This is a genomic window from Roseateles sp. DAIF2 (genome assembly GCF_015624425.1).
Lineage (GTDB): Bacteria > Pseudomonadota > Gammaproteobacteria > Burkholderiales > Burkholderiaceae_C > Kinneretia.
The window spans coordinates 5,352,933-5,369,199 of record NZ_CP049919.1 but is presented as its reverse complement, the minus strand read 5'-3'; the positions used below and the strand labels follow the sequence as shown (position 1 = coordinate 5,369,199).

General features: G+C 61.9%; 9 protein-coding genes, 4 tRNA genes and 4 rRNA genes. 12 read left to right on the top strand and 5 right to left on the bottom strand.

Annotation, left to right across the window (positions count from 1 at the left end):
- Positions 1–32: 32 nt before the first annotated feature.
- The 4 genes from G8A07_RS24730 to G8A07_RS24715 all read right to left on the bottom strand — a co-directional run bounded on the left by G8A07_RS24730 (position 33) and on the right by G8A07_RS24715 (position 3,846).
- The gene (locus tag G8A07_RS24730; RefSeq protein WP_195794561.1) at positions 33–542 is read right to left on the bottom strand and encodes a TlpA disulfide reductase family protein; all 510 of its coding nucleotides are present in this window, start codon (positions 540–542) and stop codon (positions 33–35) included.
- 35 nt (positions 543–577) lie between these two features.
- Entirely contained in the window at positions 578–1,726 is a 1,149-nt protein-coding gene (locus tag G8A07_RS24725) for a hypothetical protein (RefSeq protein ID WP_195794560.1), read from the bottom strand.
- A 174-nt stretch (positions 1,727–1,900) separates the two neighbouring features.
- On the bottom strand, positions 1,901–2,599 hold the full coding sequence (locus tag G8A07_RS24720; RefSeq protein ID WP_195794559.1) for an alpha/beta fold hydrolase: 699 nt from the start codon (positions 2,597–2,599) through the stop codon (positions 1,901–1,903).
- Positions 2,596–3,846 carry a CaiB/BaiF CoA-transferase family protein gene (locus tag G8A07_RS24715; RefSeq protein ID WP_195794558.1) on the bottom strand — a complete coding sequence of 417 codons (1,251 nt, stop codon included), beginning with the start codon at positions 3,844–3,846 and terminating at the stop codon, positions 2,596–2,598. The genes G8A07_RS24720 and G8A07_RS24715 overlap by 4 nt, the downstream gene beginning before the upstream one ends.
- Positions 3,847–3,885: 39 nt before the next feature.
- On the opposite strand from G8A07_RS24715, the gene G8A07_RS24710 reads away from it, so the two are divergent.
- The 3 genes from G8A07_RS24710 to G8A07_RS24700 are packed head-to-tail and all read left to right on the top strand — an operon-like array spanning position 3,886 to position 5,121.
- Positions 3,886–4,374 (top strand): hypothetical protein, encoded by a 489-nt coding sequence (locus G8A07_RS24710; RefSeq protein WP_195794557.1) that lies wholly within the window; start codon positions 3,886–3,888, stop codon positions 4,372–4,374.
- A gap of 35 nt (positions 4,375–4,409) precedes the next feature.
- Positions 4,410–4,844 (top strand): PTS sugar transporter subunit IIA, encoded by a 435-nt coding sequence (locus tag G8A07_RS24705; protein ID WP_195794556.1) that lies wholly within the window; start codon positions 4,410–4,412, stop codon positions 4,842–4,844.
- Between the two features lie 7 nt (positions 4,845–4,851).
- The gene (locus tag G8A07_RS24700) at positions 4,852–5,121 is read left to right on the top strand and encodes an HPr family phosphocarrier protein (RefSeq protein WP_195794555.1); all 270 of its coding nucleotides are present in this window, start codon (positions 4,852–4,854) and stop codon (positions 5,119–5,121) included.
- A 123-nt stretch (positions 5,122–5,244) separates the two neighbouring features.
- Here the strand turns inward: G8A07_RS24700 and G8A07_RS24695 are convergent, their stop codons facing one another.
- A complete protein-coding gene (locus tag G8A07_RS24695; RefSeq protein ID WP_195794554.1) occupies positions 5,245–6,096 on the bottom strand; it encodes a GNAT family N-acetyltransferase in 852 nt (283 codons plus the stop codon).
- Positions 6,097–6,209: 113 nt separating this feature from the next.
- Here G8A07_RS24695 and ptsP point away from each other — a divergent pair, with 113 nt between their 5' ends.
- From ptsP to G8A07_RS24650, 9 genes are all read left to right on the top strand, one after another.
- The gene (ptsP, locus tag G8A07_RS24690; RefSeq protein WP_195794553.1) at positions 6,210–7,994 is read left to right on the top strand and encodes a phosphoenolpyruvate--protein phosphotransferase; all 1,785 of its coding nucleotides are present in this window, start codon (positions 6,210–6,212) and stop codon (positions 7,992–7,994) included.
- Between the two features lie 412 nt (positions 7,995–8,406).
- Positions 8,407–9,935: ribosomal RNA gene (locus G8A07_RS24685) — 16S ribosomal RNA — on the top strand.
- A gap of 181 nt (positions 9,936–10,116) precedes the next feature.
- A tRNA-Ile gene (locus G8A07_RS24680) sits at positions 10,117–10,193 on the top strand.
- Positions 10,194–10,211: 18 nt separating this feature from the next.
- Positions 10,212–10,287: transfer RNA gene (locus tag G8A07_RS24675), tRNA-Ala, on the top strand.
- A gap of 324 nt (positions 10,288–10,611) precedes the next feature.
- Positions 10,612–13,491: ribosomal RNA gene (locus tag G8A07_RS24670) — 23S ribosomal RNA — on the top strand.
- A gap of 179 nt (positions 13,492–13,670) precedes the next feature.
- Positions 13,671–13,783: ribosomal RNA gene (gene rrf / locus G8A07_RS24665) — 5S ribosomal RNA — on the top strand.
- A 401-nt stretch (positions 13,784–14,184) separates the two neighbouring features.
- Positions 14,185–15,713, top strand: a 16S ribosomal RNA gene (locus tag G8A07_RS24660).
- Together the 16S, 23S and 5S rRNA genes with 4 tRNA genes alongside form the textbook arrangement of a ribosomal RNA operon.
- A 181-nt stretch (positions 15,714–15,894) precedes the next feature.
- A tRNA-Ile gene (locus G8A07_RS24655) sits at positions 15,895–15,971 on the top strand.
- Positions 15,972–15,989: 18 nt separating this feature from the next.
- A tRNA-Ala gene (locus G8A07_RS24650) sits at positions 15,990–16,065 on the top strand.
- Positions 16,066–16,267: the final 202 nt, after the last annotated feature.

Below are 16,267 nucleotides of genomic sequence, written 5' to 3'. Positions count from 1 at the left end.
TGGGCGAGGCGCCGGGCGGGCGCCGGGGCCGATCAGCTTTCGGCCAGCAGCTGCTCGACCAGGCCGTGCAGCGCGGCGAAGTCGGGCGCGCCGACATAGCGCTTGACGATCTCGCCGCGCTTGTTGATCAGGAAGGTGGTCGGCGTCAGGCGGATGTCGCCGAACTTCTGCGCGATCGCGCCGGTGTTGTCGATCGCGACGCCGAAGGGCAGCTTGCGGCTGGCCGCGAAGTTGGCCACATAGGCCGGCGGGTCGTAGCTCATCGCGACGGCCAGGGTGTCGTAGCCGCGCGCCTTGTACTTCTCGTGCGTGGCGACGATCTCGGGCATCTCGGCCACGCAGGTGGTGCAGCTGGTGGCCCAGAAGTTGACCAGCATCACCTTGCCCTGCCATTGCGCGGATTCGGCTTTGGCGCCGTCCAGCAGCACATAGCTGAAGGCGGGGGCGGTCTCGCGCTGGCCCAGGCTCTGATAGGCCAGCAGACCGCCGCCGGCCAACAGGGCCAGGGCCACGGCGGGAACAAGGAGTCGGCTCGGCTTCATGCGGCCAGTGTAGACCAGGGCCGCGGGCGGGGACTTCAGTGGGTCTTCGAGAGTTCGAACAGCAGCATCGCGGGCAGCGCATCGGCCAGATGCTGGCGCGCGATGCGGGCGATGCCGTCGGGGGTGGCGGTGGAGAGCTGGGTCAGCTGCTCGCCGTCCAGCACCTCGATGAAGCTGAACTCCGGCACCTCGCGCAGCAGCTCGGCGCGCAGCTGCTCCAGCGCCGGACCGCGCTGCGGGCTCTCGAACAGGATGCCATGCGGCAGGCCCTCGGCGCAGAACTGCAGGGCCTCGTCCATCGTCGCCACCGCGTCGATGATCAGGCCCATATGGCGCACCGCCTCCTGCAGCTGCTGGCGCAGCTCGCGGCGCGGCGAGACGATCAGCAGATGGCTGCCGGCCAGCGGCTTGGAGTTGGCGGCCAGGGCCGGGTCGGGTTCGGCCGCCGGCGGCGGCGTGGCGAGGCCGGGCTCGTCGCCGATGGTCTGCGGGAACTCCAGCGTCAGCACGGTGATGCCGGAGGCGTCCTCGCGCAGCGGCAGCACGCCCATCGTCAGCGCGGTCTGCTCGACCAGGCGCCAGGCCAGCGAGTTCAGCGAGGCCGGCGGCTGCTGGCCGGCCTGCGCCTCCAGCAGGTCCAGCGAGCGGTGCGCGAAGCGGCACACCAGGCGCGCCTTGGCCGGCCAGGGGGTCAGGTCCAGGCGCAGATCGATCGAGGAATGGGTGCTGGTCAGGGCCCAGTCCATCAGCGCGTTCAGCAGCGCGAACATCAGCGCGCCGTCGGCCATCACCTCGACCGGCTTGAACATCTGGCGCACCTGGATGCCACGCGCCTGGGTCTCGCGGCTGCGATGCGCCAGCACATTGCGCAGCAGCTGGGCCAGGTGCAGGCGCTCGCGTGCCAGGCGCAGCCGGCCGGCCGCCAGGCGGGCCAGCTGCTGGCCCATCATGCCGGCCTCGCGTGCCTGGGCCACGCTCTCGCGCAGCGCGCGCAGGCCCTGGCGGTCGATCTGGCCGGTGACGGTCAGGTTGTGGATGCGTTCCAGCGCGGCCGACAGCGGCCCGGCGATCTCGGCGCCCAGCTGCTGCATGATCTCGGCCCATTGCGCGTGGCTCAGCCCCTGCGCCACATCATTGGCGGCGCCGCTGACCGGAGCGGAAGGGGCGGGCGGGGTGCTGGACATGAGGGGCAGGGGACGGCTTCCGGAGGCTGGGTGTTGGACTTGTGGCTAAGGCGACGCGGAGCCGGGACTCCTGAAGCGGTCGCCATGGTCCGAGCACCCCCCTAACTCGTAAATCCCCCGTCCCGGGGGAAACACCCAGCGCGGCGCCGCCGCCCCGCGTTTGCGAGAACTATCTCACGCCAGGCTCAGCAGCTGGCGCAGCAGTGCGTCTGGCGCGCTGACCATCGCGTCGTGGCCGGTCGGGATCTCCAGCACCTGCCAGCCGGGCTCGGCGCGCACCCGACGGCGCGAGCGATCGATGGTCGGCAGGGCCGGGTCGGTGCAGTCGATGAAGGTGCGGGGCAGGGCGGCGATGCGCGCGGCGTCGAAGTCCAGCGGCTCGTCGTAGGAGCCGCCGGGCTGCGGCGTCATGCGGCGCGCGACCCAGGCGGCATCCTCGGCCTGCAGCCCGAACACATCCGGCGGCGAGGCCGGCAGATGGCCCAGGCGGGCGATGGTCGCACGACGCTGCGCCTGGGTTTCGGGCGTATGCGCGCTGCTCCAGGCCTCGCCGGGTTGCGGCAGGGAGGCGTCCAGATAGACCAGGCGGGCGATGCGCTCGGCCTGGCGCTGGGCCACGCCGGTGATCACCATGCCGGCATAGCTGTGGCCGACCAGGATGCAGCGCTGCAGCTCCTCGGCCTCGATCACCGCGGCGACATCGTCGATATGGGTGGACAGGCCCACCTGCGGCGTCAGCTGATGGGCGCGCTCGCCGACGCCGCTCAGGCTGACCGCGAAGGCGCGATGCCCGGCCGCCCACAGGCCCGGCAGCACGCGCCGCCAGCACCAAGCGCCATGCCAGGCCCCATGCACCAGAACGAAATCACTCATTGAATAGCTCCCTGTTCACGCAAGGCGGCAATCTCGGCCGCGGACCACCCGGCCTCGGCCAGGATCTCGTCGCTGTGCTGGCCCAGCAGCGGCGGCGCCAGCCGGTAGCTGACCGGCGTGGCCGACAGCTTCATCGGGCTGGCCACCAGGCGCAGCGCGTCGGATAGCGGATGTTCCATCGCCACCGTCATGCCGCGGGCCTGGACCTGGGGGTCGGCGAACACCTCGCCCAGGTCGTTGATCGCGCCGCAGGGCACCTTGGCGGCCTCCAGCTGCGCCAGCCATTCCGCGCGGGGTCGGGTCTTGATCGCCGCGATGATCTCCGGCACCAGCAGGGCGCGGTGCCGCACGCGGTCGGCGTTCCTGGCAAAGCGCGGGTCGGCTGCCCAGTCGGGTCGGCCGGCGATCTCGGCGAACTTGGCGAACTGGCCGTCGTTGCCGACCGCCAGGATCAGGTGCCCGTCGCTGGCCTCGAAGGCCTGGTAGGGCACGATGTTCTGGTGCGCATTGCCCATGCGGCCGGGCGCCTTGCCGGTGCACAGGTAGTTGGCGCCCAGATTGGCCAGCATCGCGACCTGGGTGTCCAGCAAGGCCATGTCGATCACCTGGCCCTGGCCGGTGGCGTCGCGATGACGCAGCGCGGCCAGGATCGCGACCGTCGAGTACAGGCCGGTGAACAGGTCGGCCACCGCGACGCCGACCTTCTGCGGGCCGCCGCCGGGCAGGTCGTCGCGTTCGCCGGTGACGCTCATCAGTCCACCCAGGCCCTGCACCGCGTAGTCGTAGCCGGCCCGGTCCTTGTAGGGGCCGGTCTGGCCGAAGCCGGTGATCGAGCAGATCACCAGGCCCGGATGCGCGGCCAGCAGGCTCTGCGCATCCAGGCCGTAGCGGGCTAGGTCGCCGACCTTGAAGTTCTCCACCAGCACGTCGACCTGGCCGGCCAGGCGGCGTATCAAGGCCTGACCCTCGGGCCGGGCGATGTCGACCGCCAGCGAGCGCTTGTTGCGGTTGGCGCCCAGGTAATAGGCGGCCTCCGAGCTGTCGCCGCCCGCGCGGTCCTTCAGATAGGGCGGGCCCCAGGCGCGGGTGTCGTCGCCGCTGCCGGGGCGTTCGATCTTGATCACGTCGGCGCCGAGGTCGGCCAGGGTCTGGGTGCACCAGGGCCCGGCCAGCACGCGCGACAGGTCCAGCACGCGCACGCCGGCCAGCGCGCCGGGCGGGAGGGGGAGGGATGACGAGGTCGACATGGACCGATTGTGCGGCAGGGGCGTCTTCATAATGGGCGCATGAAGAACAAGCCGTTTGCCTTGATCCTGGGTCTGGCCCTGTCGGCCTGCGCGCCGGCGCTGGACTGGCGCGAGGTGCGGCCGGCCGGCGCGGACCTGCTGGCGCTGTTCCCCTGCAAGCCCGAGGTGGAAAGCCGCCAGCAGCCGGCGGCAATGGGGCTGGCGGTATGCCAGGCGGCGGGAGCGAGCTTCTCGGTGTCCTGGACCGAGGTGGCGGAGCCGGCCCAGGTGGGGCCGGCGCTGGCGCAGATGCGCGAGGCCCTGGCCACCAAGCTGCAGGCGCGCGCCCGGCCGGGCGAGGCGCTGCAGGTGCCGGGCATGACGCCGCAGCTGCAGGCCCAGCAGCAGGCGCTGGAGGGCGGGACGCAGCCGGCGCGGGTGGCGGTGTTCGCACGCGGCCTGCGCGTCTACCAGGCGACCCTGCTCGGCGCGACGGCCGATCCGGCCGCCTGGGAGACCTTTGTCACGGGCTTGCGCCTGGCCTCCTGAAGGCGGGCCGGCTCCCGAGGATAATCGGCGCCCATATGTCCGGCTTGCTGCTGATCGCCCATGCTCCGCTGGCCTCCGCCCTGAAGGCGGTGGCGGAGCACACCTTCCCGAACTGCGCGCCCCAGCTGACGGTGCTGGACGTGACGCCGGAGATGTCGGTGGAGCAGGTGGAGGCGCGCGCCCGGGCCCTGCTGGCCGCGTCCGGCCATACGGAATTCCTGGTGCTGACCGATGTATTCGGCGCCACCCCCTGCAATGCGGCCCAGCGCCTGCTGGACGCCGCGGGCCAGGTGCGCGTGATCTCGGGCGTCAACGTCCCGATGTTGTGGCGCTCGCTCTGCTATGCGGCCGAGCCGGTCGCCAGCTTGGCGCAGCGAGCCAGCGAGGGCGGCGCGCGCGGCATCATGCTGGGCGAGCCGGTGCCGCCCGCCCCCTCTTCTTCCTCCTCCCTCCCCTCACCCACTTCCTGAACGGCCGATGCTCAAGACCACGCTCACCATCAGCAACAAACTGGGCCTGCATGCCCGCGCCTCGGCCAAGCTGACCAAGCTGGCGGGCGGTTTTCAGTGTGAGGTGTTCATGAGCCGCAACGGCCGCCGGGTCAATGCCAAGAGCATCATGGGCGTGATGATGCTGGCGGCCGGCCTGGGTTCCCAGGTCGAGCTGGAGACCGAGGGCCCGGACGAGCAGGCCGCGCAGGAAGCGATCACCGCGCTGGTGAACGACAAGTTCGGCGAAGGACAGTAAATGGAGCCCCCCGGCCGGCGGGTACGCCGGCTGGCCCCCCGAGGGGGCGGCCGGATCCCGGCGGGTGGCCGCCGAGAGCCGGCCCGATGCACGCCCTTGGGGCGGCCCGGCGGGCGAGCCGGCTCAGGCGGCCTGCTCGATGAAGTGCCGGCGATAGCGTGCCGGCAGTTCCTGGATGCGCATCAGCAGCGGCAGGTCGGCGGTGTTGAAGTCCGGATCCCAGGCCGGCGCGCCCAGCACCTTGGCGCCGCAGCGCAGATAGCCCTTGATCAGCGCCGGCGCCTCGGCCGCGAGGTCGTGGCGCAGGTCATCCACCGGCAGCGGCAGGCGCGGGCGCACCTGGTGCTCGATGCCGGCCAGATGGGTCTGCTCCAGTTTTTTCCACAGGCTGGCCGCGAAATGGCCGCCGTCGCGCATGCTGATGCTGGCGCAGCCGATCATCGTGTCCAGCCCGTTGCGCTGCATGAACTCGGCCAGCGCCCCCCACAGCAGCATGATGGCGCCGCCCGAGCGATGGTCCGGATGCACGCAGGAGCGGCCCAGTTCGATCATGTGCGGGCGCAGCGCGCGCAGTCGGGTCAGGTCGAACTCGGTCTCGCTGTACAGGCCGCCGGCGCGCTTGGCGGCGGCGGGCGTCAGCACCCGGTAGGTGCCGATCACCGGGCCGCTGTGGTGGCCGGGCTCGACGGCGCGCACCAGCAGGTGCTCGCAGAAGGGGTCGAAGGCGTCGATGTCGTGGCCGGCCGGCGCGCCCTGCGGCGGCGCCAGGCGGGCGCCCATCTCGTCGACGAAGATGGCGTAGCGCAGGCGCTGGGCCTCGCGCACCTCGTCCTCATGGCGCGCCCAGCGCACGTCCAGGCGCGGCTTGGTGGTGGCCGGTACGACCGCCCGCGGCTCGACGGCCTCATGGCGCCGCGGCGCCAGCGGCGCGGAGAGTTGCGAGAAGGGAAGCGTGGGCAGGGGGATGTCCCTCATGGGCGGCCTCGTCGTTGCTTGACGAACGGCATGCTCGGCCGTGCGGGTGACGCGGCCGTGACCGGCGGGTGACGGATCCATGAAGCGATGGGCGCTGCTACAGTCGGCGCATCATGAGTTTTCAGGTCTTCGGCATTCCGGTATCGCGCGGCGTGGCCATCGGCCGGGCCGTGCTGGTCGCATCCAGCCGCGTCGACGTGGCGCATTACTTCATCGGCTCGGATCAGGTCGAGGCCGAGATCCAGCGCGCGGTGCGCGCGCGCGACGAGGTGGCGGCAGAGCTGGCCGCGCTGCGCGACGACCTGCCGGAGGATGCGCCGCACGAGCTGGCCGCGCTGCTGGACGTGCACCTGATGCTGCTGCACGACGAGGCGCTGACCGGCGCGACCAAGCAGTGGATCATCGAGCGGCACTACAACGCGGAATGGGCGCTGTCGGCCCAGCTCGAGGTGCTGGCGCGCCAGTTCGACGAGATGGAGGACGACTACCTGCGCGAACGCAAGGCCGATCTGGAGCAGGTGGTCGAGCGCATCCTCGGCGCGCTGGCGCGTGAGCAGGGCAAGGCGGGCGTCGGCGCGACCAGCGTGGTGCAGCGCGACTTCGCCGGCGAGGATCCGCTGCTGCTGGTGGCGGCCGACATCGCGCCGGCCGACATGATGCAGTTCAAGCGCAGCGTGTTCCACGGCTTCATCACCGACATCGGCGGCAAGACCTCGCACACCGCGATCGTCGCGCGCAGCATGGACATCCCGGCGGTGGTCGGCACGCGCGAGGCCTCGCGCCTGATCCGTCAGGATGACTGGGTGATCATCGACGGCGATGTCGGCGCGGTGATCGTCAATCCCTCGCCGATCGTGCTGGAGGAATACCGCTTCCGCCAGCGCCAGAGCGAGCTGGAGCGCGCGCGCCTGGCGCGGCTGCGCCACACGCCGGCGGTGACGCTGGACGGCGAGAAGGTCGAGCTGCAAGCCAATATCGAGTTGCCGGCCGATGCGCCGGCGGCGCTGGAGGCCGGCGCGACCGGCGTGGGCCTGTTCCGCAGCGAGTTCCTGTTCATGAACCGCGAGGGCGAACTGCCCGGCGAGGACGAGCAGTTCGAGGCCTATCGCGCGGCGGTCGAGGCGATGAAGGGCATGCCGGTGACGATCCGCACGATCGACATCGGCGCGGACAAGCCGCTGGACCGCATGAGCGCCAGCGAGCTGCGCCACGAGCATGTGCTGAACCCGGCGATGGGCCTGCGCGCGATCCGCTGGAGCCTGGCCGAGCCCAGCATGTTCCGCCAGCAGCTGCGCGCGATCTATCGCGCCAGCGCCTACGGCAAGCTGCGTCTGCTGATCCCGATGGTGGCCCATCTGTCGGAGATCCGTCAGGTGCGCGAGATCCTGAAGCGGGTGCAACAGCAGCTCAACGAGGCCGGCCAGGCCTATACCCATGTCGAGCTGGGCGTGATGATCGAGGTGCCGGCCGCCGCGGTGATGCTGCCGCTGCTGCTGCCGCATGTGGACTTCATCTCGATCGGCACCAACGATCTGATCCAGTACACGCTGGCGATCGACCGCGCCGACGAGGCTGTCGCGCATCTCTATGACCCCTGGCACCCGGCAGTGCTGCAGCTGATCGCGGGCTCGATCGCCCAGGCGCGTCAGGCCGGCAAGGCTGTCAGCGTCTGCGGCGAGATGGCGGGCGATGCGGTCTTCACCGATCTGCTGCTGGCGATGGGCTTGCGCAACTTCTCGATGCATCCCTCGCAGATCCCCTCGGTCAAGCAGCGCATCCTGCGCGCCGATGCCGCCCGCCTGGCGGCCCTGCTGCCCGAGGTGCTGAGCTGCGACGACCCGGAGCGCAAGGCCGAGTTGGCCTTCGCGCCGCACCGGCCCGGCGCGCTGCTGCAGTAAACAAGCGATAGTTCTCGCAAACTCGCTTGCAGGCTGAAAACCTTGTGCTACAGTTGCGGGCTTCGCTGATCACAGCGGGCTGCGAAAGCGGCAGTGGTGGTGGGTGAAGGAAGCAAGAGCGGCGTTGAAAACGAAATGTTTAAAACGCTTGACGGGTTTGAGAAAAACAAGTCATAATCCCGCTTCTGTGCTGATGACTGATCAGCGACGCGAAACGAAGCAGCTCGCGAAAGCGAGTTGGGTGAGTGGAGCGATGTTCTTTAAGAATTCACAGCCGATAAGCGTGGGCGTTTGAGGCGGAGTGCTGATGAGCAGTGATGTTCATCAAGTCCTTCGGACTTTAAACGCTCACGGAAAGAAGAATGAAGCTATGCAAATAGTCTTTGTTCGATTCCGTTGAGTAATCAAGATCGAACTGTAGAGTTTGATCCTGGCTCAGATTGAACGCTGGCGGCATGCCTTACACATGCAAGTCGAACGGTAACGCGGGGCAACCTGGCGACGAGTGGCGAACGGGTGAGTAATGTATCGGAACGTGCCCAGTTGTGGGGGATAACTGCTCGAAAGAGCAGCTAATACCGCATACGACCTGAGGGTGAAAGCGGGGGATCGCAAGACCTCGCGCAATTGGAGCGGCCGATATCAGATTAGGTAGTTGGTGGGGTAAAGGCCCACCAAGCCAACGATCTGTAGCTGGTCTGAGAGGACGACCAGCCACACTGGGACTGAGACACGGCCCAGACTCCTACGGGAGGCAGCAGTGGGGAATTTTGGACAATGGACGCAAGTCTGATCCAGCCATGCCGCGTGCGGGAAGAAGGCCTTCGGGTTGTAAACCGCTTTTGTCAGGGAAGAAAAGGGCGACTCTAATACAGTTGCCTCATGACGGTACCTGAAGAATAAGCACCGGCTAACTACGTGCCAGCAGCCGCGGTAATACGTAGGGTGCAAGCGTTAATCGGAATTACTGGGCGTAAAGCGTGCGCAGGCGGTTATGCAAGACAGATGTGAAATCCCCGGGCTCAACCTGGGAACTGCATTTGTGACTGCATGGCTAGAGTACGGTAGAGGGGGATGGAATTCCGCGTGTAGCAGTGAAATGCGTAGATATGCGGAGGAACACCGATGGCGAAGGCAATCCCCTGGACCTGTACTGACGCTCATGCACGAAAGCGTGGGGAGCAAACAGGATTAGATACCCTGGTAGTCCACGCCCTAAACGATGTCAACTGGTTGTTGGGAGGGTTTCTTCTCAGTAACGTAGCTAACGCGTGAAGTTGACCGCCTGGGGAGTACGGCCGCAAGGTTGAAACTCAAAGGAATTGACGGGGACCCGCACAAGCGGTGGATGATGTGGTTTAATTCGATGCAACGCGAAAAACCTTACCTACCCTTGACATGCCAGGAATCCTGCAGAGATGTGGGAGTGCTCGAAAGAGAACCTGGACACAGGTGCTGCATGGCCGTCGTCAGCTCGTGTCGTGAGATGTTGGGTTAAGTCCCGCAACGAGCGCAACCCTTGTCATTAGTTGCTACGAAAGGGCACTCTAATGAGACTGCCGGTGACAAACCGGAGGAAGGTGGGGATGACGTCAGGTCATCATGGCCCTTATGGGTAGGGCTACACACGTCATACAATGGCCGGTACAGAGGGCTGCCAACCCGCGAGGGGGAGCTAATCCCAGAAAACCGGTCGTAGTCCGGATCGTAGTCTGCAACTCGACTGCGTGAAGTCGGAATCGCTAGTAATCGCGGATCAGCTTGCCGCGGTGAATACGTTCCCGGGTCTTGTACACACCGCCCGTCACACCATGGGAGCGGGTTCTGCCAGAAGTAGTTAGCCTAACCGCAAGGAGGGCGATTACCACGGCAGGGTTCGTGACTGGGGTGAAGTCGTAACAAGGTAGCCGTATCGGAAGGTGCGGCTGGATCACCTCCTTTCTAGAAAATGGTCGAGCAGTTCTTCACTGCGTGCAGTGATGGACCAGCAAGATCCAATGCACTCTTTCCTCAAGCGCTCACACTTATCGGCTGTAACACAACAGTGAGTGAAAATACGTGAGCCTGCCGAGCTGGCCTCCAGGGCCGCGAAGCTGAGAGCAGGATCATGTGAAAAACACGTGGGTCTGTAGCTCAGTCGGTTAGAGCACCGTCTTGATAAGGCGGGGGTCGCTGGTTCGAATCCAGCCAGACCCACCACGGATTTGAAAAGATCCCGGGGGATTAGCTCAGCTGGGAGAGCACCTGCTTTGCAAGCAGGGGGTCGTCGGTTCGATCCCGTCATCCTCCACCAATTCACTCATCAAGGGTGGCAAACCTTAGCGACAAGAGACGGTCGTTGAGGTTTGCCAGTCTTTGACTTCGAAAGAAGTTGGCTGTTGTTCTTTAACAATTCGTAGAGTCGAATCAGCGCTGCTAGCGGAAAGCGACTAATCGTAAAGGGTTAGATCGTACCGTGCCGCTAGTAGCATTTGATTGCGTCACCAGACTTCAACTCTGCAAATGGCAGAGAAAAGATTGAAGAACGGCATAACGCGTAATACTCAAAACAGTCCGATGAATACAAGATCGGACTGAGTCCTTGACGACAGTGCAGTCAGCGCTGTCAGAGTTATAGGGTCAAGTGACTAAGTGCATGTGGTGGATGCCTTGGCGATTACAGGCGACGAAGGACGTGATAGCCTGCGATAAGCTTCGGGGAGCTGGCAAATTAGCTTTGATCCGGAGATTTCCGAATGGGGAAACCCACCTCGCAAGAGGTATCGCATACTGAATACATAGGTATGCGAGGCGAACCGGGTGAACTGAAACATCTCAGTAGCTCGAGGAAAAGACATCAACCGAGATTCCGAAAGTAGTGGCGAGCGAAATCGGAGTAGCCCTCGTGTTTTAGCAGTTGGCATATCAGAACGGAATGGAAAGTCCGGCCATAGCGGGTGATAGCCCCGTATGAGAAATGTTGATTGTGGAACTAGGCACGAATAGAGTAGGGCGGGACACGTGAAATCCTGTCTGAATATGGGGGGACCATCCTCCAAGGCTAAATACTCGTAATCGACCGATAGTGAACCAGTACCGTGAGGGAAAGGCGAAAAGAACCCCGGGAGGGGAGTGAAATAGATCCTGAAACCGCATGCATACAAAAAGTAGGAGCCCGCAAGGGTGACTGCGTACCTTTTGTATAATGGGTCAGCGACTTACATTCAGTGGCGAGCTTAACCGAATAGGGAAGGCGCAGGGAAACCGAGTCCGAATAGGGCGATTCAGTCGCTGGGTGTAGACCCGAAACCAAGTGATCTATCCATGGCCAGGATGAAGGCACCGTAACAGGTGCTGGAGGTCCGAACCGACTAGTGTTGCAAAACTAGCGGATGAGCTGTGGATAGGGGTGAAAGGCTAAACAAACTTGGAAATAGCTGGTTCTCTCCGAAAACTATTTAGGTAGTGCCTCAAGTATTACCATCGGGGGTAGAGCACTGTTATGGCTAGGGGGTCATGGCGACTTACCAAACCATTGCAAACTCCGAATACCGATGAGTACAGCTTGGGAGACAGAGCACCGGGTGCTAACGTCCGGACTCAAGAGGGAAACAACCCAGACCGCCAGCTAAGGTCCCCAAAATTGGCTAAGTGGGAAACGAAGTGGGAAGGCTAAAACAGTCAGGATGTTGGCTTAGAAGCAGCCATCATTTAAAGAAAGCGTAATAGCTCACTGATCGAGTCGTCCTGCGCGGAAGATGTAACGGGGCTAAGCCAGTTACCGAAGCTGCGGATGTGCAATTTATTGCACGTGGTAGGAGAGCGTTCTGTAAGCCTGTGAAGGTGGGTTGTGAAGCCTGCTGGAGGTATCAGAAGTGCGAATGCTGACATGAGTAGCGTTAAAGGGGGTGAAAAGCCCCCTCGCCGTAAGCGCAAGGTTTCCTACGCAACGTTCATCGGCGTAGGGTGAGTCGGCCCCTAAGGCGAGGCAGAGATGCGTAGCTGATGGGAAACAGGTCAATATTCCTGTACCGATCAATAGTGCGATGTGGGGACGGAGAAGGTTAGCTCAGCCGGGTGTTGGATGTCCCGGTTCAAGCCTGTAGTCGTGCTCGGTAGGCAAATCCGCCGGGCTTAGATGAGGGGTGATAACGAGTCTGCTTGCAGACGAAGTGAGTGATACCCTGCTTCCAGGAAAAGCCACTAAGCTTCAGCTATTGACGACCGTACCGCAAACCGACACTGGTGCGCGTGATGAGTATTCTCAGGCGCTTGAGAGAACTCTGGAGAAGGAACTCGGCAAATTGACACCGTAACTTCGGAAGAAGGTGTGCCTTTAGTAGGTGAACCATTTACTTGGGGAGCCCAATGAGGCCGCAGAGAATCGGTGGCTGCGACTGTTTATTAAAAACACAGCACTCTGCAAAGACGAAAGTCGACGTATAGGGTGTGACGCCTGCCCGGTGCTGGAAGATTAAATGATGGGGTGCAAGCTCTTGACTGAAGTCCCAGTAAACGGCGGCCGTAACTATAACGGTCCTAAGGTAGCGAAATTCCTTGTCGGGTAAGTTCCGACCTGCACGAATGGCGTAACGATGGCCACACTGTCTCCTCCAGAGACTCAGCGAAGTTGAAATGTTTGTGATGATGCAATCTCCCCGCGGAAAGACGGAAAGACCCCATGAACCTTTACTGTAGCTTTACATTGGACTTTGAACAGATCTGTGTAGGATAGGTGGGAGGCTTTGAAGTGAGGACGCTAGTTCTCATGGAGCCAACGTTGAAATACCACCCTGGTGTGTTTGAGGTTCTAACCTTGTCCCGTTATCCGGGATGGGGACAGTGTATGGTGGGCAGTTTGACTGGGGCGGTCTCCTCCCAAAGTGTAACGGAGGAGTTCGAAGGTACGCTAGGCACGGTCGGAAATCGTGCTGATAGTGCATTGGCATAAGCGTGCTTGACTGCGAGACTGACAAGTCGAGCAGGTACGAAAGTAGGACAAAGTGATCCGGTGGTTCTGTATGGAAGGGCCATCGCTCAACGGATAAAAGGTACTCTGGGGATAACAGGCTGATACCGCCCAAGAGTTCATATCGACGGCGGTGTTTGGCACCTCGATGTCGGCTCATCTCATCCTGGGGCTGTAGCCGGTCCCAAGGGTATGGCTGTTCGCCATTTAAAGAGGTACGTGAGCTGGGTTTAAAACGTCGTGAGACAGTTTGGTCCCTATCTTCCGTGGGCGCTGCAAGATTGAGAGAGCCTGCTCCTAGTACGAGAGGACCGGAGTGGACGCACCTCTGGTGTACCGGTTGTCACGCCAGTGGCATTGCCGGGTAGCTAAGTGCGGAAGAGATAACCGCTGAAAGCATCTAAGCGGGAAACTCGTCTCAAGATGAGTCTTGCCGGGGCCTTGAGCCCCCTGAAGAGTCGTTCGAGACCAGGACGTTGATAGGCTGGGTGTGGAAGCGCAGTAATGCGTTAAGCTGACCAGTACTAATTGCTCGTGAGGCTTGACCCTATAACTTTGACAGTCCAGACCATCTGGCATCTGCTCAAAGACCAGGATTACAAGTTACGTCGTTCTTCAAACTGAAGACGCAATCAAATCAAAGCTGATTCACGCACTATAGCCATCGCTATAATGCAACTCTACGAATTGGGTTTGCTGTTCCAGCAACAGCAGACCAACCAGTCAAGCCTGATGACCATAGCGACTTGGTCCCACTCCTTCCCATCCCGAACAGGACAGTGAAACGAGTCAGCGCCGATGATAGTGCGGATTCCCGTGTGAAAGTAGGTCATCGTCAGGCTATTATTCGAGACGCCCGGTCGCAAGACCGGGCGTTTCTATCTGTGCCAGCAGATACAAGCGTTGAGGCGAGCTCAGTGCTTGTATGTGCCGGACATCGATGAAGATCGATGGCTTGCAGATCGGAAGCAAATAGGTGTTGACACTAGTGCGAAAGCAGTCAATAATCCCGCTTCTGTGCTGATGACTGATCAGCGACGCGAAACGAAGCAGCTCGCGAAAGCGAGTTGGGTGAGTGGAGCGATGTTCTTTAAGAATTCACAGCCGATAAGCGTGGGCGTTTGAGGCGGAGTGCTGATGAGCAGTGATGTTCATCAAGTCCTTCGGACTTTAAACGCTCACGGAAAGAAGAATGAAGCTATGCAAATAGTCTTTGTTCGATTCCGTTGAGTAATCAAGATCGAACTGTAGAGTTTGATCCTGGCTCAGATTGAACGCTGGCGGCATGCCTTACACATGCAAGTCGAACGGTAACGCGGGGCAACCTGGCGACGAGTGGCGAACGGGTGAGTAATGTATCGGAACGTGCCCAGTTGTGGGGGATAACTGCTCGAAAGAGCAGCTAATACCGCATACGACCTGAGGGTGAAAGCGGGGGATCGCAAGACCTCGCGCAATTGGAGCGGCCGATATCAGATTAGGTAGTTGGTGGGGTAAAGGCCCACCAAGCCAACGATCTGTAGCTGGTCTGAGAGGACGACCAGCCACACTGGGACTGAGACACGGCCCAGACTCCTACGGGAGGCAGCAGTGGGGAATTTTGGACAATGGACGCAAGTCTGATCCAGCCATGCCGCGTGCGGGAAGAAGGCCTTCGGGTTGTAAACCGCTTTTGTCAGGGAAGAAAAGGGCGACTCTAATACAGTTGCCTCATGACGGTACCTGAAGAATAAGCACCGGCTAACTACGTGCCAGCAGCCGCGGTAATACGTAGGGTGCAAGCGTTAATCGGAATTACTGGGCGTAAAGCGTGCGCAGGCGGTTATGCAAGACAGATGTGAAATCCCCGGGCTCAACCTGGGAACTGCATTTGTGACTGCATGGCTAGAGTACGGTAGAGGGGGATGGAATTCCGCGTGTAGCAGTGAAATGCGTAGATATGCGGAGGAACACCGATGGCGAAGGCAATCCCCTGGACCTGTACTGACGCTCATGCACGAAAGCGTGGGGAGCAAACAGGATTAGATACCCTGGTAGTCCACGCCCTAAACGATGTCAACTGGTTGTTGGGAGGGTTTCTTCTCAGTAACGTAGCTAACGCGTGAAGTTGACCGCCTGGGGAGTACGGCCGCAAGGTTGAAACTCAAAGGAATTGACGGGGACCCGCACAAGCGGTGGATGATGTGGTTTAATTCGATGCAACGCGAAAAACCTTACCTACCCTTGACATGCCAGGAATCCTGCAGAGATGTGGGAGTGCTCGAAAGAGAACCTGGACACAGGTGCTGCATGGCCGTCGTCAGCTCGTGTCGTGAGATGTTGGGTTAAGTCCCGCAACGAGCGCAACCCTTGTCATTAGTTGCTACGAAAGGGCACTCTAATGAGACTGCCGGTGACAAACCGGAGGAAGGTGGGGATGACGTCAGGTCATCATGGCCCTTATGGGTAGGGCTACACACGTCATACAATGGCCGGTACAGAGGGCTGCCAACCCGCGAGGGGGAGCTAATCCCAGAAAACCGGTCGTAGTCCGGATCGTAGTCTGCAACTCGACTGCGTGAAGTCGGAATCGCTAGTAATCGCGGATCAGCTTGCCGCGGTGAATACGTTCCCGGGTCTTGTACACACCGCCCGTCACACCATGGGAGCGGGTTCTGCCAGAAGTAGTTAGCCTAACCGCAAGGAGGGCGATTACCACGGCAGGGTTCGTGACTGGGGTGAAGTCGTAACAAGGTAGCCGTATCGGAAGGTGCGGCTGGATCACCTCCTTTCTAGAAAATGGTCGAGCAGTTCTTCACTGCGTGCAGTGATGGACCAGCAAGATCCAATGCACTCTTTCCTCAAGCGCTCACACTTATCGGCTGTAACACAACAGTGAGTGAAAATACGTGAGCCTGCCGAGCTGGCCTCCAGGGCCGCGAAGCTGAGAGCAGGATCATGTGAAAAACACGTGGGTCTGTAGCTCAGTCGGTTAGAGCACCGTCTTGATAAGGCGGGGGTCGCTGGTTCGAATCCAGCCAGACCCACCACGGATTTGAAAAGATCCCGGGGGATTAGCTCAGCTGGGAGAGCACCTGCTTTGCAAGCAGGGGGTCGTCGGTTCGATCCCGTCATCCTCCACCAATTCACTCATCAAGGGTGGCAAACCTTAGCGACAAGAGACGGTCGTTGAGGTTTGCCAGTCTTTGACTTCGAAAGAAGTTGGCTGTTGTTCTTTAACAATTCGTAGAGTCGAATCAGCGCTGCTAGCGGAAAGCGACTAATCGTAAAGGGTTAGATCGTACCGTGCCGCTAGTAGCATTTGATTGCGTCACCAGACTTCAAC

Bases quoted from the DNA above. Each gene is read 5' to 3' on its own strand.
- G8A07_RS24730 (WP_195794561.1), bottom strand. From the start codon at position 542: ATGAAGCCGAGCCGACTCCTTGTTCCCGCCGTGGCCCTGGCCCTGTTG.
- G8A07_RS24725 (WP_195794560.1), bottom strand. From the start codon at position 1,726: ATGTCCAGCACCCCGCCCGCCCCTTCCGCTCCGGTCAGCGGCGCCGCC.
- G8A07_RS24720 (WP_195794559.1), bottom strand. From the start codon at position 2,599: ATGAGTGATTTCGTTCTGGTGCATGGGGCCTGGCATGGCGCTTGGTGC.
- G8A07_RS24715 (WP_195794558.1), bottom strand. From the start codon at position 3,846: ATGTCGACCTCGTCATCCCTCCCCCTCCCGCCCGGCGCGCTGGCCGGC.
- G8A07_RS24710 (WP_195794557.1), top strand. From the start codon at position 3,886: ATGAAGAACAAGCCGTTTGCCTTGATCCTGGGTCTGGCCCTGTCGGCC.
- G8A07_RS24705 (WP_195794556.1), top strand. From the start codon at position 4,410: ATGTCCGGCTTGCTGCTGATCGCCCATGCTCCGCTGGCCTCCGCCCTG.
- G8A07_RS24700 (WP_195794555.1), top strand. From the start codon at position 4,852: ATGCTCAAGACCACGCTCACCATCAGCAACAAACTGGGCCTGCATGCC.
- G8A07_RS24695 (WP_195794554.1), bottom strand. From the start codon at position 6,096: ATGAGGGACATCCCCCTGCCCACGCTTCCCTTCTCGCAACTCTCCGCG.
- ptsP (WP_195794553.1), top strand. From the start codon at position 6,210: ATGAGTTTTCAGGTCTTCGGCATTCCGGTATCGCGCGGCGTGGCCATC.